The sequence below is a fragment of the Verrucomicrobiota bacterium genome (assembly GCA_039027815.1).
Lineage (GTDB): Bacteria > Verrucomicrobiota > Verrucomicrobiia > Verrucomicrobiales > JBCCJK01 > JBCCJK01.
Genome location: JBCCJK010000033.1, coordinates 1 through 25768, shown reverse-complemented (window position 1 = coordinate 25768; position 25768 = coordinate 1). Strand labels below are relative to the sequence as shown.

Sequence of the window (25768 nt, the reverse complement as noted above, 5' to 3'; positions counted from 1 at the left end):
GAACCTCTCCCCCCGCTGCCCCAGACCCTTCCCTTCTCCGAGATTCTCCCCGAGGGCCGGTCTCACAAGGCAAGAGGAGGAGGTCTCTGCGCCTGGCAATCCTCCCCCGGTGTCAACTTGCCGAAAGCAGCCTCCCGCCCGAAGCTAGAGGCCGCCTTCTCGCACCATGAAATTCCTTTCTCTCTCCCTGCTCTTGGCCCTGGTGGCCCTGGGGACCTGGGCTCGCTTCCAGGCACTGGGCGAGCGGGTCTTTCATACGGATGAAGGGGTTCAGGGAGTGATCTTCGAGGAATTGATCGATGAGGGTATCTACCAATTTGATTCCACCGAGTATCACGGCCCGACCAATCACTACCTGACTCTGGCGTGGGTCCGTCTCCTGGGGAAGGAAGGAAGCGCTGATCTGACCGAAGCAGATCTTCGAGGCGTGGCCGTGTTGGCCGGCCTGTTCCTTCTCCTCTTGCCACTTGCCTTGCGAAAAGAGCTGGGACCCGGTGCCACCCTCCTGAGCGTGGCGCTCTGGGCGGGTAGTCCGATGTTGTTCTACTACCATCGCTACCTCATCCACGAATCGCTCTTTGTCGTTTTCACGATCGTGGCCACCGTCCTGGCCTGGCGATTTTGGAATCGGCCTGACTATCGGAATGCGGCTCTCCTGGGTCTCGCGATCGCCTGCGCCCATGCCACCAAGGAAACCTTCGTCTTCCCGGCCTTGGCCGCCTTCCTCGCTCTTTTTCTCTGCGGCGATCGCACCCGTGTCCAGGCCACTCTCCAACCCAAAATCCTGGCCACCCTCCTCGGAGCCTACCTCTTCGGAAACATCCTTCTCTTCAGCTCCTTCTTCAGCCATGCCGGAGGGCCCTTGGCCAGTTTTCAGACCTATGCCCACTACTTGGTTCGGGCGGAAGGCGAGGGTCACGACAAGCCCTTCTTTTTCTACCTCGAGGAATTGCTCTGGGAGCGAGTGCCCGGACGCCTCGTCTTCAGCGAAGGGCTGCCCTTTTTGGGCACGCTCTTGGTCTTTCTTCCGGGCCTGCTTCCCAAGCCTGCTTTTGCCCGCTACCTGGCGACCTCCTCTTTGCTGACCCTGCTCTTTTTCAGCCTCACTCCCTACAAAACGATTTGGTCCGTGCTGGGAGTGGTCGCGGTTTGGAACTTGTGCGCGGCGATCTCCTTGGCCGCCCTTTTGGGAAAGACCTGGAGCGCGCGGAGACGCGGGGCGGCGCTGGCGATGGCGGCGGCTTTGGCCTGCGGGCTCGTTTGGCAGATCCAAATGATCCGCTGGGAGAATTTCCGCTCCCAGTTTCATTCCGACCCGCGGAACCGCTGGGTCTACTCCCACACCTTGCCCAATCACCTTCGAATGGTCGATCGGCTGCGAGGGATCCTGGAACAGGAACCAGCGGGTCTTTTGCTGGTGATTGAGGAAGGGTACTCCTGGCCACTCGACTGGTATCTTCGACGCGAAAGGGAGCGGGTGGCTTACTACACCGCCTCTGAGCAAGTTCCCCCAGACGTCTGGGAGAACGAGAACCTGGTGGCGGTGGTCTTTCCGGCCAACGAGATCGCTCAGATGAAGGAGCAACTCGGTGAGGACTTCCGAGCGGACGATTTTTACGGTCTTCGTCCCAATGTTTTCCAACAGGTCATGGTCCGTCGCGAGGTCTGGGAAAGCTACCGCTAGCCATGACTGCCCCCTCCCTCCCTCTCCACCGCTTCGAGCATCGTGCCATGAACACGGAGTTCGAGCTTCTTTTGGGCTGCGAGGACCGGGAGTTGGCGGAATCTGCCTCCCGCGCGGCATTTGAGGAGCTGGATGAGTTAGAGGGTGAGTTGTCGCGCTTCCGCCCAGGTTCGGATATTTGGCGATTGAACCAAGCGGCCGCCGGGGAGCCGATTTCCCTCGGCTTGGCCGCCTGGGATTGCCTCGGCCTGGCGCGGGATGTCTTCGAAGCGACGGCCGGCGCTTTCGATGTCAGCGTGGGTCCGCTCTTCGCGCTCTGGCGGGAAGAGAGCGGCCGACCGAAGAAGAGCGAGGTGGCAGCGGTTCTGGCCCGCTGCGGCCTGGACAAACTGGTCTTTGATGAGTCCCGCCTGACCGTCACCCCCTCCACCGACGGGATGCGCTTCGATTTAGGCGGAGTCGGCAAGGGCTACGCTCTCGACCAGGTCGCGATTTCCCTGCGCCAGGAGTGGGGCCTCTCGAGCGCGCTTTTGAACGCTGGGAGCAGCACCGTCCTGGCCTTCGGGCCTTACGAGAACCAGGCAGGCTGGCCCATCGACGCCGGGCCTCACGAAATCCGACTGGACGGCAACGCCCTCGGCTGCTCGGGCACCGAGGTTAAAGGGGCCCACATTTTGGACCCTCGTTCCGGCCAGCCCATCCGGGCCGACGCTCGCAACATTTGGGTGCTGGCTCCCAATGCCAGTTTGGCGGACGCTCTCTCGACGGCCTGCATGCTCCTGAGCCCACCGGAGTTGGACGCTCTCGAAAAAAGGCACGCTGACCTGCAAATTCTCCGGCCCGGAACCGAATAAGCCTGTTTCCAACCACTGGCTCCCTCGTATCTAGAATTGGGCTTGTGAAAGCCGCTCTCACTTCTAGTTTCCTCGGTCTCGACCCCATGCGCGTCTCTCGTCCCACCAAAGCGCCGTTCCCGAAAAATCTCATTCGCGAGCCTCTTGACCTCGTCAATCGTTCGGTCGCGAAGCAGGCCAGCGCTTTTGATCCCAAAATCGAGGGCTACCTGGACTACATCGTCGCCTCGGCCGGCAAGCGTCTCCGGCCGGCGCTCGTGCTTTTGACCGGAGGGGCCACCGGCGGATGGACGGAGGGGCATGTCCGCCTCGGAACCATCCTCGAACTCATCCACATCGCCACCTTGGTGCACGATGACATCATCGATGGAGCGGAAAGCCGCCGAAACCAAGCCACCGCCAATGCTCGTTGGGGGAACTCCATGAGCGTGCTCTTGGGCGACGCCCTCTTCTCCCACGCGCTGACCGAAGCCACCGAGTTCGACAGCATCCACATCTGCCGTCGCATCGGCCAGGCCGCCCGAGAAGTTTGCAGTGGGGAAGTCATGCAGACCCAGCGCCGCTTCGATCTCACCCTCGACAAAGCCGAGTATTTTCGACTGATCGAAATGAAGACCGGCGCCTTGTTCGCCGTGGGGTCTGAGCTGGCTTCCTTTCTGAATGGAGGCTCCCAGTCACAGCAGGAGAACCTCCGTCAGTTCGGGCTCAAGCTGGGAACCGCCTACCAAATCTATGACGACATCGTCGACCTGGTCGGGGACGAAGGGCACATTGGCAAGACCCTCGGGACCGATTTGGAAAAGGGCAAATTGACCCTGCCTATCCTCAATCTTTTGGGAACCGCCACCCCGACGCAACGGGCCAAGCTCAATCGCCTCCTCATCGAGAAGGAGCCAATCGATCCCTCCGTCTTGGCCAACATCGCGGACTACGAAGGCGCCATCGGCGCGGCCGTCGAAACGGCTTTCTCGATTTTGGAGGAAGCGCGTGGGCAGCTCATCGGTTTGGACGAGACAGATTACAAAGCGGCCCTCCTCTCCCTGACCAGCTTCCTGGAAAGCTTGCTGGAGCGCTGCGAAATCTAGCCGGACATGTGCTCGATGGCAGCCCGCACGGTCGCCTCCAGTTGAGGATCCTTCAGATAGGGCTGAATCAGGCGAATGGCCCAGTTCTTCCGGTGACTCCCGGCTAGGGCGGTGATGAAAGAGAGCTTGCGGGTCGGACTTTGGGCCACCTTTTGGGCCCGCTCCCATCGCTTTTTGGTGTTGCCTTGATTGCCCTCGAAATCCCGGAGAGCCTCCAGCGCCTGGTGATAAGCAAACTCCTTTTGGGTCGCGCTCAAGACCTCCTCCTCCGCCAGTGCCAAGAGCCGGTCCAATTGCGCGGCGCGCGGCCAGTTGCCCAGCCCCACCAAGGCAGCCTGGATGGCAGCGGGATCCTTTCCCGAGAACGTCTTGGTGGCCAGTTTCAGAAAAGGCCCATGCCCTAAGGTTCCCAAAAGACGAAAGGCGCTGGCCTGCAAGTCCGCCTCGCCGTTCGACTTGGCCAGTCGCATAAGCTCTGGCCCCCAGCGAGCCGCATCGACCCCCTTGGCAAATTCCTCGTGGAGAGCCAGCTCGGCCGCCTGCCGCACCTCGACGCTCTCGGCCGTCGAGAGAATGTCCAGAATCTCCCGGGCAAACTGCCCGACGCCAAACTGGGTCAAGCCTTCGAGGGCCACCTCCGCACTTTCAGAAGAGCTTCCCTGGGCCACTTTCACCAATTCCGGGATGGCTTCCGCGATGTCCCGCCTCACCAAGACCACCGTGAGCTTTCGCTGAAGAGGAGCCTCCGCCTCACGATAGGCTTCCAAAATCAACTCATCCGCCTCCGGCGCCGAGATCAGCATGAGGGCGTTCAGGGAGGCATTCTGCGTGTTGACGTCGGCATCGTTCGCGTAGCCCAGCAGCAAGGCCACGTCCTCAGCCGTACCGACTGGTTCCAGCGCGTTCACCAAAGTATTGAATCGTTGAGTCCGCTCATTTTCCCGATTTTTCGACACGAGAGAAAAAACCAGCCACAGGCAGATCGGCAGCAGGACGGCCGAGGCGATCAGCCAGGTCGAAAGCTTGGCCCAAAGGGGCTTGGCTGGCGGGGGAAGCGGCTTTTGATAGGAAGAGGCGGCTGATTGGGCGGCCACTTTTTTGCCGAGTGCCTTGTTGGGGGCCTTCGATTTCGAGCCCGCCGTCTGTAGGGAAGGCTCGGGCGCTTTCAACTCTTGCCTCCCGGTCAAGCTCATGGTGGTGGCCCCAGGTGGCACCGGGGGCACATTCAACTTGGGACTCGGTTGCAGGACCATGCGGGTCGTCTCGCCCGCCGCTTGTCCTTTTGCGATGTGGCGGTAGGAGCGGAGGGCCACCTTGGCGCTTTCCGGCCGTTCCTCAGGCCTCCGATTCATCAACCACATGACCCAATTGCAAGCCCACTCCGGCAAGTCGGGTCGCAGATCGGGAAGAGGCGTGAAGGTGTGGTTGAGGTGCGCGTGCATGACCTCTTCCCCGGTCTGGCCTTGGAAGGGATTGCGCGCCGTCAGGCCGTAGTAAAATAGGCAGCCCAGAGAATACAAATCGGTCCGCGCGTTGACGGGATTGCGCTCGAACTGCTCCGGAGCCATGAAGTGGATCGACCCCAGGATGCCCCCTCCCTCGTCTTCGCTTTGGAAAGTGACTTCTTGGGCCTTCGCGATGGTGGCCAAGCCGAAGTCGAGGATCTTGACCTGGAATTTTCCGCTGGGCAGCCACACCACCATGACATTGGCCGGCTTGATATCGAGGTGGATGATCTCGCTCTCATGGGCCGCCACCATGGCCTCCAGGATCTGGGAGACGACCTCGCCGAAGTCCTCGAGAGTCAGAACTCCCTTTTGCACCACCTCGTCAAAGGTATCACCCTTCAAGCGCTCCATCACCACGTAGGCCCCCTCCTCGTCCTCTCCCACATCGTAGATCGTGACGATGTTGGGGTGTTGGAAATTGGAGAGCGCTCCCGCTTCCTTCACCAAATCCTCGCGGGCCTTGTCGGAGAGAGGGGTCTCACCCGACTGCCGGAGACGTTTGACGGCCACCTCTCGATTGAGCGTCTTATCGAACGCGAGAAAGACCTCTCCCAGGCCTCCCTGGCCCAACGTGGATCGGATTTCATAGCGGTCGTTCATCGGGGGAAGGCAGAGGGTCAATCAAGCTCCCGTTGCAGGCAAATCGCAATTCGCCGCATTTTCCTCTGCCAAACCAGCCATTGCTGAGAAGCGGGAGCGACCCTACTTCTCTCTCTCTAAAACCATGCACCAAACCCTCGACATTGTCACCAAGCCGGAAGAGGCCGAGCAGTCCGCGGTTTGGAAACAAAAGTGTGCTCGAAAACTCGGCCTCTCGCCGTCACGGCTGAAAGAGATCCGGCTTCGGAAGCAATCCATCGATGCTCGCAAGGCGCCGGTGCGCTTTCAGCTTCGGGTCGAGGTCTGGATCGATGAAACACCCTCGCCACCTCCAACCTTGGAGTGCTCCTACCCCGATGTCTCCGAGAGCCCGAAGCGGGTGCTCATCGTGGGCGCGGGGCCAGCCGGCCTCTTCGCCGCCCTCCGGCTGATCGAGTCCGGGGTCCAGCCCATCCTGCTCGAGCGGGGCAAGGACGTCATCGCCCGCCGCTTCGACCTCGCCCCCCTCATGCGCCAAGGGCGCGTCATCGAGGACAGCAATTACTGCTTCGGCGAAGGCGGCGCCGGGGCCTACTCCGACGGCAAGCTCTACACCCGCGCCACCAAACGAGGCAATGTCATGGACGTCTACCGCACCTTGGTCGCCCACGGAGCCCCCGAGCGCATCTTGACCGAAGCGCATCCTCACGTCGGTTCCAACCTCTTGCCCAATATGGTGAGAGCGCTTCGGGAGAGCATTCTCAAGGCGGGCGGGGAAGTGCACTTCGGAACCAAGGTCGTGGGGCTACTTCGTTCAGCCAACCCCGCGCGCCTTCGTGGGGTGGTCTCGGCCGGTGGACGAGAATTTCTGGCAGACGCCACCATTTTGGCGACTGGTCACTCCGCCCGAGATGTTTTCCGTTTGCTCCACCGGGAGAACCTAACCCTCGAACCCAAAGTCTTCGCGGTCGGGGTCCGCATCGAGCACCCCCAGCCGCTCATCGACCGCATTCAGTATCACTTGCCCGCCGATGGGGAGCGACCGCGCTCTTTGCCAGCGGCTCGCTACAGCCTCTCGACCACCCTGAAGAATCGCGGCGTTTTCTCCTTCTGCATGTGCCCGGGAGGCTTCATCGTGCCCGCGGCCACGGAAAATGACGAGGTCGTCGTCAATGGCATGAGCCTCTCCAAGCGCTCCTCGCCCTTCGCGAACTCCGGGATGGTCGTCAACGTGACGCCCGAAGACCTCTCCGCCTATGCTGCGCACGGTCCGCTCGCGGGAATCGAATACCAACGCGACCTGGAAACCCTGGCCGCCACCGTCGGGGGAGGTCGCCAGCAGGCCCCGGCCCAGCGCTTGATCGATTTCCTCGCCCGAAAAGAGTCCAGCTCCTTGCCGAAAAGCAGCTACAAGGCCGGAATCCAAGCCGCTCCCCTCCATCAGATTCTCCCCCATGACATCGCCTGGCGCTTGGAAACGGGCCTTCGCAAATTCAGCCGTTCGCTAGAAGGCTACCTCTGTCAGGAAGCGGTCCTACTCGGCTTCGAGACCCGCACCAGCTCCCCAGTCCGCATCCCGCGAGAAAAGACTACCCTGCAACATCCCGACCTGCCTGGTCTCTTTCCCTGCGGCGAGGGAGCGGGCTATGCGGGCGGGATCGTCTCGGCCGCGCTCGATGGCATTCGCTGTGCCGACGCCAGTCGAGCGGCTGTCTTGGCCTGAAAGCTTGCGCCCCCTCAGCCAGCTCTCGACAATTCCTGGATTGACAATGTATGGGCAATGTATTACAAGAGAAGTTACCAAAACCCCATCCCCCCATGCGTTCTACCCCTCCCCTCGAAGGGTTTTCAACCTTTCTCCATCGCCGTCGGGCCGGCTTCTCGCTCGCTGAGGTCATCGTAGCACTCGGCCTCGTGACGGCCGGCCTCCTGGCCGTCGTCGGCATGCTCCCCGTGGGTGCCCGCACCGCCAACTCGGTCGTGCAAGAGCAGCGAGCCGTCAGTCTCATGACCGAAGCGGAGTCCGCCATCCGAGGGATGCGATTGAAGCCGGGAAACGATCGAACGTACGTCCTGGGTGATTTCCTCTCTCAATACAACCGAGACTACGAATTCACCCTCGGCAGTTCCGCTCTCCAATTGACCTTCCCGGTCAAAGAAGACAGCCGGGTGGACACCCCCCTGCCAGGCTCCCAAAACGAAGTGGCCGTCAACCCGACCGATGGCAGCTTCTACAGCCAAGCGCTTCGCATCGAACTGAGCTCCTTCGGAAGTGCCAATCTCCCCGAGGACAAACTCACGCCCGTCCAAGCGCTCATTTCCGTGGCCTGGCCCGGCACCGGTGCCAAATGGGACCAAACGACCAATGACTGGCAAAACGTCGAGGGCAGCGTCACCAGCCTCATCTACGTGAGCGTCCCCTAAGCCCCCTCTCTCTCCATGCAAGCCCCCACCCCCTCTCGTTCGCGGCAACGCGGTTTCACCCTGGCCGAAATTCTTGCGGTCATGGTCATCATCGGCATCCTCATCTCCATGTCGGGCCCCGCGCTCAGGGCGCTCAGCGGCTCGGCCGAAGCAGAGCGCCAAGTCGAGCGCTTTGGAGACTTTCTCTCCACTTGCCGGACGGAGGCCATCGGGCGCAACACCTACGTCTGGGTCGGGATCGACAACTTCAAGACGGATGCCAACTCGGACCAAATCCGCGCCACCAGCTTCTTCTCCAAGGATGGAACCGCCTACACCACCGGCCAGAGCGGCGCGGCCCACAGCAATGTCGGCAGTCTGGGAATCACCACCACGGTGGACGATTACCGGTTGGTGACCTCGCTCAGCGAGCTCGAACCCATCACCCAAGAGACCGTCCAGGGCATCGCCGCAGAAGGAAATGAATTCAGCCTCTTCTATCGTGGCTGGCCCGAAACGGCTTTGCCGAAGGCCAATGGCGAGCACTACAACTACCTCCTCGTCTTCACCCCCTCGGGCGAACTCTCGCTCTATCCCGATATCCAAGCCGCCGTCACCGGTGGCTTCCAAGGCGAGACCCTGCCCTCGAACCTCTACTTGCAACTCTACCTCCAGCGCACCCAAGCCGGGATCGATCCAGCTAAGGAAACGATGCAAGACGCGGTCATCGATATCCGGGCCGACCAAGGAAACGTCGAAGTCTACCTGCCCTGAACCCCGCCGCCTTCTCCCCCCCTCATGAACCCCCTGCCTTCCCGTCCCGCCCTGCGCGGCTTCACCCTCTTGGAGATGCTGACAGCCATGGCGGTGCTCGCCCTCATGATCGCCATCATCGGTCAGATCGCCGCCCAGTCCCAGCGCACCGTGCAAGCCTCCATGGCCCGCCTCAACACGGCCGAAAGCGCCCGCGATGCTCTCCTGCGGATCGACACCGACTTCTCCTCCATGATCCAAACCGACTGGGCTCCGGTCATCCTCACCAGCGAGCCCATCCGCAGCAGCTTGCAAACCATGTCGAAAGGCCAACTGGGAGGCGTTTTCAATCACAGCCTCACCTTCTTGATCAACGCCCGACCCATCGCTTCCTCTTCCCGAGCTTTCAGCGACTTTCGGCTCATGTGGGCCAATTACGGCATCCGCGAAGGCACGGAGGGTCGCTCTGAAGTCCCTTCACTCGGCCTGCGGCGCGCCTTTGGCGGCAGCACTTGGGACGTCGGGGGAAACAACCCCCAGGGTGATCCCGCTCTCGTCTTGCTGAATGCCTCCCAACGCCCTGAGCAAACCTCTCTCAGTAGCCGGACCCATGCCGGTCTCGACAATCTCATGGCCCCGGGCGTCGTCAGTCTGGCCGTCTGCGTGCAAATCAAAGAAACCGGTGAGATCCTGCCCTTTGAGAACGGCTCTCGTGGAAACGTCAATTTCCCCAAGCTGACCGATGAAGAAGAACTCGACATCTTCGGCGAGAATCTACGCAGCAATCAGGTCGCCCTCGATCTTCCGGAAATCAGCGCCATCATCGTGGGAATCGCCGTCTTGGACGAGGACACCATCTCCCTCCTGCGCGACTTGGAGGCTGGGGGAGCCAACCCCATGATCGAGCGAATCGCCTACGCGCTCGGGCAAAATTTTCCCCAGCGAGACGAAACTCCCCTGGAAGCGTGGGACCTGAAAAACTCGTTGGAACAAGACTCCCGCTTTCCCAGCCTCTACGAGCAACTCAGCACCATCACCCCGGCCGGAGAAATCATCGCCAACAACATCCGGTTCTACCAGCGCACCTACGTCATCAATCGCTAGGACCTCGGATTCGAGCGAAGAATCGCCCCCATCGACTGGCAAGATGGTGGAGCATAGCGGATTCGAACCGCTGACCTCTTCAATGCCATTGAAGCGCTCTACCAACTGAGCTAATGCCCCTTTTTCGGTGGAATCCGAAGCCTGAAAAAGACGGGAGGGCAGATAACCTCGATCGTCCTCTTTGCCAACACAATTTTCTCTTATGCTCGGCCCGCCCGAGCCGGGCCATCGTAGCAGAAACGGCCAAGGCCACGTCGCCCAATCCAGTGGTAAAGCGCCTGCCTCCCTTTCGCGTCCCACCCAGGCCAGAACGGACGGAAGGGAAACCCACCGGCTCCCTCTCCCCCGAACCCTGAAACCCGCCAGCCCACTCCCTGACCTCCCCGATTTCTCTCCCTGTTTCCGCTAGTTCTCCCTTCTCCCAACCGTGTCCCGCCAAACCGCCCTCGAACTCTCGCTCGTCGCCGATGCCCTCTCTCTCGGTCCCCACTGGATCTACCAAGCGGAGCGACTCTCCTCTCTCTATCCCGAAGGATTGCCCACCTTCGACGCCCCTCGGAGCCATTACCACCCGGGCAAAACGGCAGGGGACTTCACCCACTATGGCGACCAAGCTCTCCTCCTTCTTCAGTCGCTCGCGCAAAAGGGGAGCTGGGACCTAGGGACCTTTCGCGAGCAATGGTCGACCTTCTGGCGCGACAGCCAAGCCTACCGCGATGGCGCCACCACCGACACCCTGAAAAACCTGGAAGCAGGCCAGCTGACGGGCTCTTCCTCTCGCGATCTCGCGGGAGCTGCCCGCATCGCACCCCTCATCGTCCTGCCCGGGCTCTCCCTGGAAGACCGCGTCCAGGCCGCCCGCGCCCAATGTGCCATGACCCACAACCAAGCCCCCGTTCTGGACGCCGCCGAATTCTTCGTGCGGGCCACCGAAGCCATTTTGGCAGGGGACGATTTTCGGAGCGCCTTCCAAACCGCTCACAGGATCGACTACCCTGCGCTCCCCCTCGCGGAGTGGACCGCCAAGGCCGAAAGCGTTCTCGCCCTCCCTCCCCAGGAAGCTCTCAGACAACTCGGCCTCGCCTGCAGCCTCTCGGACGCCTTCCCAGCCGTCTTGGCGATCGCTCTCCAGTTGGAAGAGAGGCCTCAGGAATGCCTTGCCCAAAACGCGCTCGCGGGCGGGGACAGCGCCGCCCGAGGACTGCTGCTCGGGCTCTTGCTGGGAGCCAAACACGGTGAAACCGGCGTGCCCAGCCACTGGTTCGAAGACTACACCGCGGCCGCCGAAGTGAAGCGCTTGCTCTCGCTTCTTTCCCCCGCCTAGCCGACCTTCCGGCAAGCCAAAACTCTCACGGAGAGTCTCGCTCGACCTTTTCAAGCAGGGCTTCGAGGGCTCTTCCATACTCGAGGTAGGAGCGGTAGCACTGGTCCCAATCGACCTCCTCCGCCGGCAGGTGAAAGACCGTCGCCACGTGGGGTTCGATCGCTAAAAAGCCTTGATACTGGCGCGCACGCAAATCGCGCAGAATGGCCGCCACGCAGGCATCCCCCTCTCCCGGAAAAACATATTCTGGCTCGGTCTGGCCCGGCTGGGGATAGCGGCAGTCCTTGAGATGCACATGCACCACCTGCTCCCGAACCGATTCCCAAAATCGCCAAGCATCTTGCCAGGGAGGCTGCCCGTCCTGACCCACGGGCCGGGAGCGATCTCTCTGGAAGACGGGATTCCCGGTATCAAAAATCAGCTGCAAGCCCGGCACCTCTTCCAGCAGGCGGAGGGTATGGGCCGGGGAAAATCCTCCATAGTTCATGCAGTTTTCATGAGCGGCCACCAAGCCAGCATCTTGAAAACGCCGGACGATCTCGCGCAATCGGCGGAACCGCTCCGCCTCTTCTTGGTCCGCTCCCCAGGGCTCTTGCCCGTAGGACATCACTCGCACGATCTCGACGCCGAGGCGTTGCATTCGAGGAATGCAGCGCTCGATCTCCGCCAGCGTGAGCGCAAAATCGGAGTGGATGGACTTGGCCCACGAACCAATCAAAGAACCAAACTCCGCCACCCGCAGCCCCGCATCCTCCAGTTGGCCGCAGACGCTTTCAAATTCCGCCTCTTCCAAGTCATGCAAGTTGGTTCCGCCCACTCCGCGCGCGGAAATCCATTCCCACCCCAGCTCCTGAGTGGCCTTGATCTGACCCGGCCAATCCCGGGCCGCTTCGTCCGCAAATCCTGTCAGTTTCATGCTTGCTCTCCGTTACGCCTGTTCCTCCAAGCTAACCCATTCCCCCCCCGCCTGGGCGGAAGCGTAGATGGCCTCGATCAAGGCCACCGACTTGCGCGCTTCCGCGGCCGAGGTCGCCGGTTCCCTCCCCTCGCGGATGGCTCGCACCACTTCCTCAAAATTCTCTCGATGCTGGCGGGTGGCGATGGCCTTGGGATCCTTGGCACCCAGTCCCGCCTCCCTCCCTCGCAAAAGGGTCCGGTGAATTTCCTCGTCTTCCGGGCGCGCCTCTCTGAAATCCCACAGCTCAAACGATTCATCCGCCAAGAAGACCGAGCCCTCGGTTCCCGCGAGCTGGACCCGCGCTGGATGCCCCTCGGCCGACCAGGTGGCCGTCGAGGCCTCAATCACCCCCCGCGCCCCATTGGAAAACTCCAAAAGGGCCACACAATGGTCCTCCACCTCGATGCGCTCGTGCGCCAGGCAGACGGCGCTGGCAGTCAATCGCTTGACCGATCCCGCCAAGTGCAAAAGCGCGTCCACGGTATGGATGGACTGGTTCATAAGCGCCCCGCCTCCGTCGAGCGACCAGGTCCCCCGCCAGGCAGCCGAATCATAGTAGGCCTGCTCCCGATACCATTTGATGTAAGCCGAGGCCGAAACCAGCCTTCCGAACCGCTCTTGCTCCGCGGCTTGTTTGAAGGCTTCCATCCCGGGGTGAAAGCGGCGATTGAGAATGGCAGAAAGCGTCCCCGGGCTGTCCGCAGCCACTGCCATCAGCTGGTCGATCCGTTCCGTCGTGATCTCGAGAGGCTTCTCGACCACCACGTGCTTGCCCGCTTCCAAGGCGGCCCGCGCTGGCTCGAGATGCGCTCCACTCGGGGTGCCGATGGTCACCACCTCCAGCTCGGGGTCCGAAAGAAACGCCTCCAGCTCCTGGTAGGCCGCCACCCCAAACTCCCGTGCCAAGGCCTGGGTCGAGGTCGGGTTCCGACCGCAAATCGCATGGAGTTCCCCGCCCGCCATTTCCGAAATGGCCTGGGCATGAAAGCGGCTGATCATTCCCGATCCGATGATTCCGAACTTCATACTAGTTTGGTTGCGGGCGATTGCGTTTCAGGAATCCCAGCACCCCGATGGCGGCCAATAGGATCAAGGCCCCCATGCCGAGAATGCCGACGGAGCCCTTCCCGCTGAGAGCCCAGACCGAGGCCAAGGTCGCCACGCCAGTCGTCCCGAGAAGCAGGCCATTCAACCCGGCCCGCCGCCGCGGCAATTCGGAACCGAGAGCCGCCCGGCTGTTCATCAAAAGAAAGAAAGCGAGGTAGGCGATTGGCAAAAGAGTCGTGGCGGTGACCGAAGCCGGAACCGCCATAGCGGCCTTGGACGCCCCGCTCCAAAGCCACGGAGAAAACAGACCGGTCAGGGCCGGCATGGACGCGCCCAGGAGAAAGATCTTGGCCTGTCCCACCCGATTGCAGGCCTCGCTGATGGCGTAGCCATTCATCATCATGTGGACCAGCATGGTGGAGATGGCCATGGCCAGCACGCCCACCCCGAAAATGATCTGGGAGGAGCCCCCTAGAAAAGGCTCCAAAGCCCTCGCCAGATTGTCGACTTTTCGATTGGCCAACATGGCCGCCAAGCGTTTTTCCTCCAGCGGGAGCGCTTCCCGTAGCTCCATCACTTCCTCTTCTGGGAGGGCCCCGAACGCCTGGTGCTCGAAGGCCAGGCGCTTGTCGACCACCTCATAAAAAATCGCCTCCATCCCCGGGAGGGGCGACCCCTCCTCGTCCAGGACATCCGCGCTCTCGGCATGAAAACTGGCCGCTGAAGCGATCACCAACGCGGACACCCCCAGAACAAAGGGCAGAAACAGGCCCAAGGCCAAATCAAAGCGGGCCAGCTCCCGATGCGCTTTGCCCCAACCGCGCCGTCGCAAGGTGTAGGGCAAAAGGAAGGTCATGTTAACCGCGACCGCCGTTCCAAAGGCCGTGATGATGCGGTTGCGCTGTTCGGCGATGACATACTCGCTCCAAAAAGTCGAGAGACCCTGCGTGGCCTCAATAGCTGTTTCCATCTCACTGGTCGGTCGGAACAAGGCCCCGAAATCAGGCACCAAACCGCTCAGCAATTCCCCCACCGGTACGGCTCCCTTGCCGATCAGCACCCCCACCACGCCCACAAAAGCCACCACAATCACTCCCACCAGGCCCTTGAGAACATGATCGATGACTTGGGAGGCTGGTCCAGGTCGTTGCGAAAGCGCCACCAAACCCAGGGAGAGCAAGAAGAGCACGCCCGTGATGAGAAAAGGGGAAAGCCCCTCTCCTCCCAGATTGCTCTCAATCGCCCCCCGGCCCAGGCCAAATTGGGCCGCACAGAACACCACATTCGCCACCACCGTCGCCAGCAACCAACCCCAGGCCAGCGTGGGCGAGACCTTGTCCTGCATCAGGCGGAAAGGACGCTCTTCGCACGAGAGGGTCACATACGAGATCGCCCCCAACATGACAATCCCGCACAACATCGCCAGCGGTTGCAGCCAAAGAAATTCATACCCGCCAATCACTCCCAGATAAAGCGCTCCCACCAAAGAGCCCCCGCCTAACGTGACGGCCGCTTGAATCCAAGCCGGACCGCTCAGCCTCCCGTAGATGCTCAGCTTCGTGAAAAAGCCGCCTTGGCGCGCTTTCGTAAGGGAATCGGGTTCGGTCACGTGAGGGGGGGTCGAGGTGAGAAACGGGCGCAGAGATCGTTCAAAGGGTCATGGCTTGGAAACCGCCGTCCACGATCAGCTCGGTCCCGGTCAAGAAGCCACCGGCTCTCGAAGAGGCCAACAAAAGCGTCGCGCCCACCAGCTCTTCCGGCTCACCAAATCGCTGGGCGGGCGTCTTGGCCAGGATTTGCTCGACTCTGCTGGGATCGAGAATCTTTCGGTTCTGCTCCGCTGGGAAAAAGCCCGGCACCAGAGTGTTGACGCGGATCTTCTTGGCCGCCCACTCGCGCGCCAAGTTGCGGGTGAGGTTGTGGACCGCCGCCTTGCTGGCCGAGTAGGCAAAGACCCGGGAAAGAGGGTTCAAACCTGAGATCGATCCCAAATTGATGATGGAGGCAGGCGCACCCCGCTCCAGAAAGTAGGTCCCAAAAACTTGGCAGGCCCTCACGGTCGCCCCCAAATTGACGTCGAAGATCCGCTCCCACTCCTCGCCCTCGATTTCGAGAAAAGGCCTGGCCGAGTTCACCCCGGCCCCATTGATGAGAATGTCCACTTGGCCCTGCTCCTGGCAGACCTGAGCCAAAATGGCCGCCATGGCCTCCTTCTGGCGGAGATCTCCGGGGATGAAGGATCCCGAGCCCCCCGCCGCACGCAGGCTCGCCAGCTTGGCCTCTGCTTTCTCCGCATCTCGTCCCACCAAAACCACCTTCACGCCCGCTTGGGCCAACCCCAAAGCCATCACGCCACAAAGCTCCCCCGTGCCCCCCATCACGACGGCCACCTTGCCTTGCAGATCAAAAAGAGAATCGAGGTAATTCATAAACTAGTTGGCCGCAGGCCATTGAAAAAAGCTGGCCGCGTTCCCATAAGCTACTGCTTTCACCAACTCGCCGAGCGCGGCCCCCTCGCCCGGGATCTCGCCCTCCTCCACTCCTTGGCCGAGCCGCTGGCAGAGCAGTCGCCGGTAAAATTCATGTCGCACAAAAGAAGTGAAGGAACGCGAATCGGTCAACATGCCGACCGAAGTCCCCAAGGCCGACAAGGAAAGCAGGATTTCCAGTTGCTCCAAAATGCCCCTTTGATGATCCAAATGCCACCAAGCTGGCCCGTATTGCAGCTTGCCCGGCACGGTGGCGTCTTGGAAGGATTGCAGCGCGCAGCAAAGGGCTTCGCTTTCCTGGGGATTGAGATTGTAAACGATCAGGCGGGGAAGAGCGCCTTCGTCCTGCCGCTGTCCCAGGAACTCGACTAGGCCTTTGGTCTGTGGCCAAAAGCCCATGGTATCGAAGCCCGCGTCCGGACCCAGCTCTTGGAAGAGTGGGCGATTGACATTGCGCAGCGGCCCGAGATGGAGCTGCATGGTCCAGCCCGCCTCATGGCACCAAGTGGCCACCTGGGCCAGCAGGTGGGCCGCAAAGACTTCCCATTGCTGGGGACTGGCCGCTTCCCCTTGCGCGACCACTTGCTGAAAAATCCTGTCGATCTCTCCCACCTCAGCCAAAGCAGCCGGGCAATAGGGCAGGCCATGGTCCGAGAGCCGACAGCCCGCTTCGTGAAAGGCCTCAAAGCGCTGGCGGAGCGCCTCCACCAGCTGCCGCGAGGATTCCACCGGCTGCCCGCTGGCCTCGGCCAGCTCCCCCACGAAACGGACGAACCTCTCCGGTTGGTCGACCGCCATGGCCCGATCCGGCCGGAAAGTGGGGAGGGTCCGGGTGACCCCAGGCTGCGCCAGCTCCCGATGGACAGCCAGATCCGCCGTCGGGTCATCCGTGGTGCAAACCAGCTCCACTCGGAAACGTCGGAGAAGACCCCGCACGCTCAGGCTCGGGTCCGTCGCGAGAAAGGCCTCCGCCTCCTCCCAGACCGCCCGAGCGCTTTCCCGAGAGAGGACCGTGGTGATTCCAAAGACTCGCCTTAGCTCCAGGTGGGCCCAATGATGGACCGGATTGCCGACTGCCAAAGGCAGGACGGAGGCAAAGGCCTCGAATTTCTCCCAAGGAGAAGCCGATCCCGTGATGAGCGACTCTTCGACCCCACAGCCCCGCAGCAAGCGCCATTTGTAGTGGTCGTGCTCCAGCCAGAGTTCCCAGAGATTGGCAAAGCGCCGATCCGCGAGAATCTCCTCCGCCGGAAGATGGGTGTGAAAATCGATGATGGGCAATCCGGCCGCGACCTCATGATACAGCTCTCTCGCCGTGGAGGTCGTCAGAAAAAAGTCGTCGTGGAGATACATGGGCGGCGTCTTCTAGCTCAAGGCAGCTCGGCCCAAGTCGCAAGCAATCTCATTCAGCTCCGCCAGCTCCGCCTCGGTAAAAAGCAAGCCCCCTGCTTCCTGGGAGCGTTGGGCAGCCCGCGCCTCCAGCTCTCCCGGCCACAGGCACGCCTCATTGCCTGGGCCCAGAATGTCTTCCAGAACCGCTTTCACATTCCCAGCCTGCTCTCGCCCGGCGGCAAAGGCTCCGCCTGAGAGCGCTTCCGGATGGATGATCTGAAAGAAAAAAGAAGTGGTGGTCTTCTCCTCGGCCGAGGCCCTGGAACCACCCCGCAGCGTCGGCAGGGAACCACCGATGAAGGCCGCCATCAGCTCATTGATGAGCGAAAGCCCATAGCCCTTGTGGGCCCCGAAAGGCAGAAGAGCGGCCACCTTAGCGGGGTCCCTCGTGACTTCTCCCTCGGCATCCACCGCCGCCATGGGCGGCAGCTCCTTCCCCTCCCGCTTGAGCTGCTGGACCCGCCCCATGGCACAGGTCGAGGTCGCCCAATCGATGCAAATCGGAAAGCCGAGCGCCCCCACCGTGGGAAAGCCCCAGCTGTGAGGATTGGTCCCGAGGGTGGGCTTGCGACCTTGAAACGGCACCACCTCCGCCAGGGTCGAGGTGCAATTGGTGTAGGCCAAGTAGCCCCGCTTGGCCGCCTCGATGACATAGCCGCCCCCCCAGAGATAGTGAAAGCAATTGTCCACACTGACCAAGCCCACTCCATACTCCTCAGCCAACTCGATGGCCCGCTCGAAGGCCCGCAAAGCGACCGACTGCCCAAGCTTCCGGCGAGCATTCCAAACCTCCGAAGCCCGAAAGCGCGTTTCGATGACCTCGATCTCCGCCCCCGGGACACAGCCTCCTTCTTGCGAGCCGAAGAGATCATCCAGGTGAAGCGCCTTGAGCGCATTGTGCGTCTGGTTCCCATGCCAGGTCGCCGCCGCGCACATCTGCGTGGCGTCCCTGGCCTCCTCGGGCAGAAATCCTCTCGCCTCATAAGCCGCTTGGATGAGAGCATTGTGGGATTCGAGAGAGATCGTCTTCATGAAGCAGCCAAGATCCTTTCCACGATTTCTTCGGGAGAAAGCTCGATCGAAAGCGTGAGAGCGGGGGGCTCAGGCTCTTCCAGTATCGCCAGTTGGCTCTCGAGCAAGGACACAGGCATGAAATGCTCACTCTGGGCGGCCCGCTCTCGCATTCGTTCCCGCAAGCGTTCTCGAGAGCCTTGCAGAAAAACAAATCGCAAGCCAGCCCGCCCCGCTGAAAGTGTCTCGCGATACGACTGCTTCAAAGCCGAACAGGCCAAAACCAGCGGCCTCCCTTCATGCTGGCGCAATATCTCCTTCAAAGCCTGCAACCAACCCTCTCGATCCTCATCCTGCAAGGCCCGCCCTTGCGACATCTTCTCGACATGAGAGGCCGAGTGAAACTCGTCCCCCTCAAAAAAGGGGACCCCGGCTCTCCTGGCCAAGAGCTGCCCGACCGTCGACTTCCCACAGCCCGACGGCCCCATCAGCACCACTTGGTGATCGAGCGTAGGAGAGCCTTCCGACATGACAGCTGTAACAAAACGTCGAGCGCTTCTTCTCCTTATCGCACTTGCTGGCCAGGCCGGGGACCGCTCGGCCGACCCCCAAAAGAAGCCGCCTTGCCGCCGCCACCCGGAGCGGGCACAGTCACGGCATCAAGACCGCGAACTCCTTCGATGTTCTCCTGGTCGGCCACGGCTTGGCCGGCGCCTGCCTCGCGCACGCCCTTCGGGAGCGCGGTCAGCGGGTGCTCGTCTTCGACTCCGGCCACTCGGAAACCTCTTCCCAGGTGGCCGCCGGTCTCATGAACCCGGTCACCGGGCGCCACTTCCAGCCTACCTGGCGCTACGCGGAAAGCTTCGCGCGGGCCCGGAGATTCTACCGGGCCCAAGAAAGCGCTTGGAAGGCCTCCTTCTTCGAAGAACGGCACTTAATTCGCTTCTTCGCCCACCCCACTCAATCCCGCAAGGCCCGCGAAAAAAGCGAACAAGGTCTCTATGCCGATTGGGTGTCCCAGCACACCGAAGCCTTCCTGGAACTGCGAAACGCGGGACTTTTGCGAAGCGAGGCCTTTCTCCGAGCCTCCCAAAAAAACCTGCAAGAAAGCGGCAGCTACCGCCAGGAGACCTTCCTAGACCAAGACGTGCAGCCAAATTCACAAGGGCTTCACTACCAGGATCTCCAGGCTCGCCACCTCGTCTTCTGTCGAGGCTACCGAGAGGCCAGCGGCGCTTGGTTTGGCGGCCTCCCCTTCCGCAGCGCCAAAGGAGAAATCCTCGACCTCACCATCCCCGGTTGGCAGGAAGAGCGCATTCTCAACCGAGGGAACTGGCTCGCGCCCGTCGCAGAAGAGCGCTATCGCACCGGCGCCACCTACTCCTGGGACCCGCTCGACGAAGAGCCCACTCCGGAGGCCCGCGCCCAAATCGAGGCTCGCTTGCTCCCCCTCTGCCCCCAGCCCTACCGGGTAACGGGCCAACGGGCCGCCGTCCGTCCCATCCTGGAAGGGCGCAAACCGGTGCTTCTCACCCACCCCCAGCACCCCCCTCTCCATCTCTTGAATGGCTTGGGTTCAAAAGGCAGTCTTTACGCCCCTTGGTGCGCTCAAGAACTGGCCCGGCATCTGGTCGAGGGAGCGCCCATTGACCCCGCGCTCACCCCCCGATATGGATTCCAGCATGCTTCCGAAAGCGACTGACTTCGTCCATGAACTGGTGGCCCCGCGCCTGCACCCGGGCGATAGCGCGCTCGACGCCACCGCTGGCAACGGACACGACACTCTTTTTCTGGCCAGGCAAGTCGGGCCGGAGGGCCAAGTCCACGCCTTCGACATCCAGGCCACCGCCATCGAAAGCACGCGGCGGCGCTTGCAAGCTCATGAGGCCAGCTCTCAAGTTCACCTTCACCAAAGCGACCACCAGCACCTCGCGCGACACCTCCCTCCCGAGGCCCGCTTCCAAGTCATCCTCTTCAATCTTGGCTACCTCCCCGGCGGCCCCAAAACCCTCACCACCCGCCCCTCCACCCCCCTCCGGGCCCTCGAGCAAGCGGGCGAGCGGCTGGAGAAAAAAGGCCTCCTGCTGGTGACCTGCTACCCAGGCCATCCGGGAGGCCAGGAAGAATCCCAAGCGGTCGAGGCCCATCTAAGCGAGCAGCCTAGCCTGCGAGTTGCCAAATACAGCTTTCTCAATCTCCCGAACGACCCTCCTTTCGTCCTCTTGGCGGAAAGCCGTTAGGAACACCCCAACCACCGCCCAGCCTGAAGACCAGCCAGCTCACGAACCTCTTCGCCCTCTGGGTCGTTCTCATCTCCCTCTGGGCTTGGCTCGCTCCCTCTCACTGGTTGTGGGTGGGTCCTTGGGTCAAGCCCGGCCTCGGCCTCATCATGCTGGGCATGGGGCTCACCTTGACCTTCGACGACTTTCGCCAAGTCCTCCGCTTGCCCCGCCAGCTGGCCCTCGGGGTGGCGGCCCAGTTTCTCGTCATGCCCTTCTTGGGCTGGGGGGTGGGTCGCCTCTTCCAACTCCCGACCGACCTCGCGGTCGGCCTCATCCTGGTGAGTTGTTGTCCGGGCGGGACGGCCTCCAATGTCGTCACCTACCTGGCCCGGGCCAATCTCCCTCTCTCGGTGCTCATGACGACCGCCTCCACCTTGGCGGCCGTCGCGCTCACTCCTTTGCTGACCAGCGCGCTCGCTGGCACCCTCGTCGAAGTCCAGGCTCTCGCCATGCTGGGGTCGATGGTGCAAATCGTCCTCCTCCCCGTCCTCGCGGGAGTGGCCATCAATCAATTTCTCCTCCAGCCCGGCCCCTTGGCCACCACCATCCGGACCCTCTCCCCCCTCTTTTCCGTCTTCTTCATTGCGGCCATTGTGGGCTTCATCCTGGCCACCCAGCGAGACGCCATCCTAGCTGCCGCCTGGACCCTCTTTCTCTCGGTGGCCGTCTTCCATCTCTGCGGCTTCGGACTCGGCTACGCCCTCGGGCGCTGGCTCAAATTGCCCGAAGCCAATGCTCGCACGCTCTCGATCGAAGTCGGGATGCAAAACTCCGGATTGGGCACCGCCTTGGCCAAAGCCCACTTTGCGGCGCACCCTCTGGTGGCGGTTCCCTGCGCCCTCTCGGCCATCTACCACTGCCTCTTGGGCAGCCTCCTGGCCACCTTCTGGCGAGCCCGGGACCCGGGAGCGGGGCAGAAGACTCAGTAAGAGAAAATCTCTCCCTGGCCGAAGAAGCGCTTCAGCTCCGCCACCGCCGTATCCGGCCCGTCGCTGGCGTGGCAGACATTGGTCTGCATATCCACCCCGAAGTCTCCGCGAATGGTGCCCTGGGCCGCGACCGTCGAATCGGTCGGCCCGAGCAAGTCCCGCACTTCGGCAATCACGTTCTCCCCCTCCAGCGCCAGGGCAATGACCGGCGTCTCTTGCATGAAGGCCTTCAGGCCGGGGAAAAAGGGTTTGTCCGCGATGTGGGAATAGTGCTCGGCCAAAAGCTCGTCGCTTAAGGACATCATCTTGAGCCCCCGCACCAGAAAGCCTTTTTTGAGGAACCGGTCCAAGACCGTTCCCGTAAGTCCTTTGGAAACGGCATCGGGTTTGAAAAGAATGAGCGTAGTCTCAGTAGCCATGGGCCTCCCTGTCCGCGAGCGGACAGGGAGTTTCAAGTTGAAACGCCCTTTCTTCAGAAAGGGCTAGCATAAGTGGTCACGCGGTTTCTCCAGCCAGCCAGCCACTTGCCCTCCTGGCGCGAAGGGGGGGCCAACTCCACCCGACGCGCCAAGACCCGGGCGGCCGACTGCGAAAAAGCCCGCGGCGCTTGCTCCACCCCGACCACCGCTTCCATCCCTTCGAGGACTTGCAGCAGGCCCCAACCGACCCCTTGGTAACGCTCCGAGGGATGGGTTCCCTCTCCCTTGAAATTCACGTAATCGATGAGTGCGTAGAGACCGTGGGGCGTCTGCTGGAGCTTGCGAAACCCCTCCAGCACCGCGCGGCCTTCCCCCGGCGAGGCCGCCCTCAACATCTGGGGAAGCGAAGCCTCGAGACGGCCCACAATGAAACGGGTCTGCTCCATGACCGTCCGGGAAAGCAAAGCCCGTAGCTCTCGTTGTCGCGGCCCCTCTCTGTCCGCCTCGAAAGCCGGCTTGTCCGGCCACGGGCAATCCGTCCCCAGCGCCCACCCCGGCACCGCGACCCCCTGCGCCCGCAGGGAGGCCATCATGGCCGGGAAACTCTCCTTGAAAGGCCCTTCCGGACCTGGATACCAAATGAAGTGTCCGATCCCGAGCGAGGCAAAGTCCTCTCCCGCATTCCAAGAGGTCAGCCCGGCCACCGTGCCCCCACACTCATTTGTCCAAATCTTTTGTCCCACCTTTGCTAAAATCTCCGGAGGCACCTCGACAGGCGCCTTCGCCACCGGGGCCACCGCCGTCCCCTCGGTCTCCGGCTCGGCGACACAGCCACAAAGCCCTAGAAGAAAAAGCAAAATCGACCTACGAATGCTCGTCTGGTAACTCATTGGGCACTGAAAACTGAAGACGGAACCCTCGCAAACTCATTCAGTGAACACCTTTTACCAAGCCTTCGACCTCGAAACCTTGGGCCAGGCTAAGCGCCCAGAAGACTACCGCAGCCCCTTTCAGATCGACCGGGACCGCATCCTCCACACCAGCGCCTTCCGCAGTCTCCAATCGAAAACCCAAGTCTTTCTGGCCGGCGAATACGACTTCTACCGCACCCGCCTGACCCACTCCATCGAAGTGGCCCAGATCGGCCGCTCCCTCTGCCAATTTCTCAAGCAGCGCTCCTCCGACCTGGCTCAGGACCACTTCATCGACCCCGACCTCGTGGAAGCCATCTGCCTGGCCCACGACCTCGGCCACCCGCCCTTCGGCCACGTCGGTGAACGCACCCTCAATCAGCTCCTGGCCCAGCACGGAGGCTTCGAAGGCAATGCCCAGACCTTGCGCCTTCTCACCAGCACCCTCTACCAAGGAACCCGAGGCATCCAGCCCACCCGCGCCCTCCTCGATGGCGTGCTCAAATACAAAACGCTCCGCGCAGAGCTCCTCCGAGAGGGAGCCGCTCCCCCGGCCAACCATTTTCTCTACGACGAGCAAGCCAGCGACCTCGACTTCGCGCTCGGAGACCAAGCCTTCCCCCCGGACTACACCCCCGGCCCCTCCCGCAATGCCTTCCGCTCCATCGAATGCCAACTCATGGACTGGGCGGACGACACCGCCTACTCCATCCACGACCTCACCGATGGGGTGAAAGCCGGCTTCCTCACCATCGAACGCATCGAACGCTGGGCCGCGGGCCAAGACCTCGCCCCCACCCAAAGCCACGCCCTCGAACGGCTCCTCGCCAGCATCCGGGAAGGCAAATTGGAAGCCCGACTGGGCCGCCGGATAGGCGACTTCATCCAAGCCGTCTCCCTGGCCGATGAGAGCAACTTTCTGACCGCGCAAACCCAGCGCTATCGCTACCGCCTCGCCATCCAACCGGAGATCGAAGTGGAATGCCGCCTCTACAAAGCCATCGCCACCGACCTCATCTTCAAAAGCCGGGAACTCCAGCAGCTCCTCGACTTCAAAGCGGCTCGCCTCCTCGGACAGCTCTGGGAACCGCTCTGGGCGAACTACCTCGGAAGCGAGCAACCAGAGTATCAGCTCCTCACCCCCCACCACCACCGCCTGCTCGTGGAAGCGGACACCGAGGCCAGCAAAGCGCGTCGTCTGGCGGACGCCCTCGCCGAACTCACGGACCGCCGAGCCCTCAAAATGCACCGCCGCCTCTTCGACACCGACTTCGCCAGCCTGACCGACCTGGGATAAAGCGCATGCCGACCAGATTCGCCCCCAGCCCCACTGGCCGGCTCCATCTCGGCCACGCCTACGCCGCCCTCTTCGCCTGGGAGAGAGCCCAAGAGCGCAACGACCGCTTTCTCCTCCGCCTCGAAGACCTCGATCAAGCCCGCGCGCGACCTCAGCACGAAGAAACCATTTACCAAGACCTCCGCTGGCTGGGACTCACCTGGGAACAACCCGTCTGGCGCCAAAGCGAGCGCCCCGCCGCCTACCAAGCCGCCCTCGACCAGTTAGCCGCACGCGACCTTCTCTACCCCTGCTTCTGCACTCGCAAAGACATCCAAACCGAACTCGCCCGCATCACCAACGCCCCCCACGGCCCCGAAGGCCCCCTCTACCCAGGCACCTGTCGCCAGCTCTCCCCCACCCAGCGACAAGATCGCCTCGCGCAAGGACAGCCCCACTCCCTCCGGCTCGACCTCGCCCAAGCCCTCGCGCAAACCGGACCCCTCACCTGGCATGAAATCGGCCTGGGTGACCACACCGGCGGGGCGGAGGCCTTGGGGGACGTCATCCTCTCCCGCAAAGACGCCCCCGCCGCCTACCACCTGGCCGTAGTCGTCGACGACGCCGCCCAAGGCATTGACCTCGTCACCCGCGGCGAAGACCTCCGCCACGCCACCCCCCTCCATCGGCTGCTGCAAGAACTCCTCGGCCTCCCCGTCCCACAGTGGCAGCACCACCGCCTCATCCGAGACGAAAATGGCCACCGCCTCGCCAAACGCCACCCATCCCTCACCCTCGCCAACCTCCGAGCCCAGGGCGAAACCCCCGATACTCTTCAAAAACGGCTGGCCATCCACCTGGCCGAATCTCCCCGAACCCAGCAGCCAACTCGAAACTGAAAACTTGAAACTTCAACCTTCCACCCCGACCCCTCCCTTATGAGCCAAGAGCTTCCCCTCACCATCAAAATCACCCTCCACACCGAAAAAGGCGAGATCCACCTCACCCTCTTCCCGAGCGAAACCCCGCTCACCTGCGCCAACTTCCTCCACCTCGCCCAGCGCGGATTCTACGATGGGCTGACCTTTCATCGCGTCATCCCCGACTTCATGATCCAAGGCGGCGATCCCAATGGGACCGGTTCCGGCGGCCCCGGCTACCAATTCGGGGACGAATGCAAAGCCCACCTCAAGCATGACAAACCTGGAATCCTCTCCATGGCCAACGCCGGCCCCGGCACCAACGGCAGCCAATTCTTCATCACCCACGTCGCCACACCTTGGCTAGACGGCAAACACACCGTCTTCGGCGAAGCCAAGGAAAGCCAAAACGTCATCGACATCATTGAAGGCGGGGACAAAATCAAAAAGGTCACCATCCACGACGACTGCACCGCCCTCTTCGAAGCCGAGGCCGATCAGCTAGCGAAATGGAACCAAGCGCTCGAAGCAAAAGGGTTCTAAACCTCACCGATCATTCTCACACTTGATTCAGCAGGTGGATGTAGTGGAATCTCGATTCTCCCCTACCCTGTTCTTTTAATTCCCTGAGCCCACCAAGTATCTCTGAAAACAGCTTTGGAGGGGTGTCTTGGACCAACCAAATGCCATTGAGTTCTTTGAAGTGGTCTCCCTAACGGAGCCAAAAAGAGTTGGATTTAGTTGAAGCTGAAGTGAGGGGTGAGGTGGTTAGTTTGTTGTCGTTGGAGAGGTGGAATGGAGGGGGCTGGAGCGTTAGCGGAAGGCCTCGCAATGGAAGCT

At 61.9% G+C, this 25768-nt stretch carries 24 protein-coding genes and 1 tRNA gene; 14 read left to right on the top strand and 11 right to left on the bottom strand.

Annotated features, from left to right (window positions below; translation table 11 throughout):
* The first annotated feature begins 166 nt into the window (after positions 1-166).
* From AAF555_09480 to AAF555_09470, 3 genes are read left to right on the top strand one after another with little or no spacing between them, the layout of a single operon-like run.
* Positions 167-1684 carry a glycosyltransferase family 39 protein gene (locus tag AAF555_09480; protein ID MEM6911798.1) on the top strand — a complete coding sequence of 506 codons (1518 nt, stop codon included), beginning with the start codon at positions 167-169 and terminating at the stop codon, positions 1682-1684.
* Positions 1685-1686: 2 nt separating this feature from the next.
* Entirely contained in the window at positions 1687-2538 is an 852-nt protein-coding gene (locus AAF555_09475) for an FAD:protein FMN transferase (protein ID MEM6911797.1), read from the top strand.
* Positions 2539-2582: 44 nt separating this feature from the next.
* Positions 2583-3623: a polyprenyl synthetase family protein gene (locus tag AAF555_09470; protein ID MEM6911796.1), complete on the top strand. Its 1041-nt coding sequence runs from the start codon at positions 2583-2585 to the stop codon at positions 3621-3623.
* On the opposite strand, the gene AAF555_09465 is transcribed toward AAF555_09470, so the two are convergent.
* On the bottom strand, positions 3620-5731 hold the full coding sequence (locus AAF555_09465) for a protein kinase (protein ID MEM6911795.1): 2112 nt from the start codon (positions 5729-5731) through the stop codon (positions 3620-3622). The genes AAF555_09470 and AAF555_09465 overlap by 4 nt on opposite strands.
* A gap of 124 nt (positions 5732-5855) precedes the next feature.
* On the opposite strand from AAF555_09465, the gene AAF555_09460 reads away from it, so the two are divergent.
* The 4 genes from AAF555_09460 to AAF555_09445 all read left to right on the top strand — a co-directional run bounded on the left by AAF555_09460 (position 5856) and on the right by AAF555_09445 (position 9970).
* Positions 5856-7433, top strand: a complete 1578-nt coding sequence (locus AAF555_09460) for an FAD-dependent oxidoreductase (GenBank protein MEM6911794.1) — start codon at positions 5856-5858, stop codon at positions 7431-7433.
* A gap of 95 nt (positions 7434-7528) precedes the next feature.
* A complete protein-coding gene (locus AAF555_09455) occupies positions 7529-8134 on the top strand; it encodes a hypothetical protein (GenBank protein MEM6911793.1) in 606 nt (201 codons plus the stop codon).
* 15 nt (positions 8135-8149) lie between these two features.
* Positions 8150-8887 carry a prepilin-type N-terminal cleavage/methylation domain-containing protein gene (locus AAF555_09450; protein MEM6911792.1) on the top strand — a complete coding sequence of 246 codons (738 nt, stop codon included), beginning with the start codon at positions 8150-8152 and terminating at the stop codon, positions 8885-8887.
* A gap of 24 nt (positions 8888-8911) precedes the next feature.
* Positions 8912-9970 (top strand): type II secretion system protein, encoded by a 1059-nt coding sequence (locus AAF555_09445; protein MEM6911791.1) that lies wholly within the window; start codon positions 8912-8914, stop codon positions 9968-9970.
* A 44-nt stretch (positions 9971-10014) separates the two neighbouring features.
* Here AAF555_09445 and AAF555_09440 read toward each other — a convergent pair.
* Positions 10015-10090 (bottom strand) — tRNA-Ala (locus tag AAF555_09440).
* Positions 10091-10397: 307 nt separating this feature from the next.
* Here AAF555_09440 and AAF555_09435 point away from each other — a divergent pair.
* Positions 10398-11294 (top strand): ADP-ribosylglycohydrolase family protein, encoded by an 897-nt coding sequence (locus AAF555_09435; GenBank protein ID MEM6911790.1) that lies wholly within the window; start codon positions 10398-10400, stop codon positions 11292-11294.
* Between the two features lie 25 nt (positions 11295-11319).
* On the opposite strand, the gene AAF555_09430 is transcribed toward AAF555_09435, so the two are convergent.
* Genes AAF555_09430 through AAF555_09400 form a run of 7 tightly spaced genes read right to left on the bottom strand, consistent with a single transcriptional unit; the run spans position 11320 to position 18721 of the window.
* Positions 11320-12210, bottom strand: a complete 891-nt coding sequence (locus AAF555_09430) for a sugar phosphate isomerase/epimerase (protein ID MEM6911789.1) — start codon at positions 12208-12210, stop codon at positions 11320-11322.
* A gap of 12 nt (positions 12211-12222) precedes the next feature.
* Entirely contained in the window at positions 12223-13278 is a 1056-nt protein-coding gene (locus AAF555_09425; protein ID MEM6911788.1) for a Gfo/Idh/MocA family oxidoreductase, read from the bottom strand.
* Position 13279: 1 nt separating this feature from the next.
* Positions 13280-14908 carry a divalent metal cation transporter gene (locus tag AAF555_09420; protein ID MEM6911787.1) on the bottom strand — a complete coding sequence of 543 codons (1629 nt, stop codon included), beginning with the start codon at positions 14906-14908 and terminating at the stop codon, positions 13280-13282.
* Positions 14909-14948: 40 nt separating this feature from the next.
* Positions 14949-15728, bottom strand: a complete 780-nt coding sequence (locus AAF555_09415) for an SDR family oxidoreductase (GenBank protein ID MEM6911786.1) — start codon at positions 15726-15728, stop codon at positions 14949-14951.
* Between the two features lie 3 nt (positions 15729-15731).
* Positions 15732-17141 carry a glucuronate isomerase gene (gene uxaC / locus AAF555_09410; protein MEM6911785.1) on the bottom strand — a complete coding sequence of 470 codons (1410 nt, stop codon included), beginning with the start codon at positions 17139-17141 and terminating at the stop codon, positions 15732-15734.
* Positions 17142-17153: 12 nt separating this feature from the next.
* Positions 17154-18212: an Ldh family oxidoreductase gene (locus AAF555_09405; GenBank protein ID MEM6911784.1), complete on the bottom strand. Its 1059-nt coding sequence runs from the start codon at positions 18210-18212 to the stop codon at positions 17154-17156.
* Positions 18209-18721 (bottom strand): gluconokinase, GntK/IdnK-type, encoded by a 513-nt coding sequence (locus AAF555_09400; protein MEM6911783.1) that lies wholly within the window; start codon positions 18719-18721, stop codon positions 18209-18211. Before AAF555_09400 ends, AAF555_09405 begins: the two co-directional genes overlap by 4 nt.
* A gap of 44 nt (positions 18722-18765) precedes the next feature.
* Here AAF555_09400 and AAF555_09395 point away from each other — a divergent pair, with 44 nt between their 5' ends.
* The 3 genes from AAF555_09395 to AAF555_09385 are packed head-to-tail and all read left to right on the top strand — an operon-like array spanning position 18766 to position 21402.
* A complete protein-coding gene (locus tag AAF555_09395; protein ID MEM6911782.1) occupies positions 18766-19893 on the top strand; it encodes an FAD-dependent oxidoreductase in 1128 nt (375 codons plus the stop codon).
* Positions 19874-20431, top strand: a complete 558-nt coding sequence (locus AAF555_09390) for a class I SAM-dependent methyltransferase (GenBank protein ID MEM6911781.1) — start codon at positions 19874-19876, stop codon at positions 20429-20431. The genes AAF555_09395 and AAF555_09390 overlap by 20 nt, the downstream gene beginning before the upstream one ends.
* A gap of 23 nt (positions 20432-20454) precedes the next feature.
* A complete protein-coding gene (locus AAF555_09385; GenBank protein ID MEM6911780.1) occupies positions 20455-21402 on the top strand; it encodes a bile acid:sodium symporter family protein in 948 nt (315 codons plus the stop codon).
* Here the strand turns inward: AAF555_09385 and ndk are convergent.
* Together ndk and AAF555_09375 are read right to left on the bottom strand one after the other, a co-directional pair.
* The gene (gene ndk / locus AAF555_09380) at positions 21396-21821 is read right to left on the bottom strand and encodes a nucleoside-diphosphate kinase (protein ID MEM6911779.1); all 426 of its coding nucleotides are present in this window, start codon (positions 21819-21821) and stop codon (positions 21396-21398) included. The two genes, AAF555_09385 and ndk, sit on opposite strands and share 7 nt — an antisense overlap.
* A 53-nt stretch (positions 21822-21874) precedes the next feature.
* On the bottom strand, positions 21875-22711 hold the full coding sequence (locus AAF555_09375; GenBank protein MEM6911778.1) for a hypothetical protein: 837 nt from the start codon (positions 22709-22711) through the stop codon (positions 21875-21877).
* 43 nt (positions 22712-22754) lie between these two features.
* Here AAF555_09375 and dgt point away from each other — a divergent pair, with 43 nt between their 5' ends.
* From dgt to AAF555_09360, 3 genes are read left to right on the top strand one after another with little or no spacing between them, the layout of a single operon-like run.
* A complete protein-coding gene (gene dgt, locus AAF555_09370; protein MEM6911777.1) occupies positions 22755-24029 on the top strand; it encodes a dGTP triphosphohydrolase in 1275 nt (424 codons plus the stop codon).
* Positions 24030-24034: 5 nt separating this feature from the next.
* Positions 24035-24907, top strand: coding sequence for a tRNA glutamyl-Q(34) synthetase GluQRS (gene gluQRS / locus AAF555_09365; GenBank protein ID MEM6911776.1), 873 nt, complete (start codon positions 24035-24037; stop codon positions 24905-24907).
* Positions 24908-24946: 39 nt separating this feature from the next.
* Entirely contained in the window at positions 24947-25471 is a 525-nt protein-coding gene (locus tag AAF555_09360) for a peptidylprolyl isomerase (GenBank protein MEM6911775.1), read from the top strand.
* Positions 25472-25768: the final 297 nt, after the last annotated feature.

Bases quoted from the DNA above. Each gene is read 5' to 3' on its own strand.
- AAF555_09480 (MEM6911798.1), top strand. From the start codon at position 167: ATGAAATTCCTTTCTCTCTCCCTGCTCTTGGCCCTGGTGGCCCTGGGG.
- AAF555_09475 (MEM6911797.1), top strand. From the start codon at position 1,687: ATGACTGCCCCCTCCCTCCCTCTCCACCGCTTCGAGCATCGTGCCATG.
- AAF555_09465 (MEM6911795.1), bottom strand. From the start codon at position 5,731: ATGAACGACCGCTATGAAATCCGATCCACGTTGGGCCAGGGAGGCCTG.
- AAF555_09460 (MEM6911794.1), top strand. From the start codon at position 5,856: ATGCACCAAACCCTCGACATTGTCACCAAGCCGGAAGAGGCCGAGCAG.
- AAF555_09455 (MEM6911793.1), top strand. From the start codon at position 7,529: ATGCGTTCTACCCCTCCCCTCGAAGGGTTTTCAACCTTTCTCCATCGC.
- AAF555_09450 (MEM6911792.1), top strand. From the start codon at position 8,150: ATGCAAGCCCCCACCCCCTCTCGTTCGCGGCAACGCGGTTTCACCCTG.
- AAF555_09445 (MEM6911791.1), top strand. From the start codon at position 8,912: ATGAACCCCCTGCCTTCCCGTCCCGCCCTGCGCGGCTTCACCCTCTTG.
- AAF555_09430 (MEM6911789.1), bottom strand. From the start codon at position 12,210: ATGAAACTGACAGGATTTGCGGACGAAGCGGCCCGGGATTGGCCGGGT.
- AAF555_09425 (MEM6911788.1), bottom strand. From the start codon at position 13,278: ATGAAGTTCGGAATCATCGGATCGGGAATGATCAGCCGCTTTCATGCC.
- AAF555_09415 (MEM6911786.1), bottom strand. From the start codon at position 15,728: ATGAATTACCTCGATTCTCTTTTTGATCTGCAAGGCAAGGTGGCCGTC.
- uxaC (MEM6911785.1), bottom strand. From the start codon at position 17,141: ATGTATCTCCACGACGACTTTTTTCTGACGACCTCCACGGCGAGAGAG.
- AAF555_09405 (MEM6911784.1), bottom strand. From the start codon at position 18,212: ATGAAGACGATCTCTCTCGAATCCCACAATGCTCTCATCCAAGCGGCT.
- AAF555_09400 (MEM6911783.1), bottom strand. From the start codon at position 18,721: ATGTCGGAAGGCTCTCCTACGCTCGATCACCAAGTGGTGCTGATGGGG.
- AAF555_09390 (MEM6911781.1), top strand. From the start codon at position 19,874: ATGCTTCCGAAAGCGACTGACTTCGTCCATGAACTGGTGGCCCCGCGC.
- ndk (MEM6911779.1), bottom strand. From the start codon at position 21,821: ATGGCTACTGAGACTACGCTCATTCTTTTCAAACCCGATGCCGTTTCC.
- AAF555_09375 (MEM6911778.1), bottom strand. From the start codon at position 22,711: ATGAGTTACCAGACGAGCATTCGTAGGTCGATTTTGCTTTTTCTTCTA.
- gluQRS (MEM6911776.1), top strand. From the start codon at position 24,035: ATGCCGACCAGATTCGCCCCCAGCCCCACTGGCCGGCTCCATCTCGGC.
- AAF555_09360 (MEM6911775.1), top strand. From the start codon at position 24,947: ATGAGCCAAGAGCTTCCCCTCACCATCAAAATCACCCTCCACACCGAA.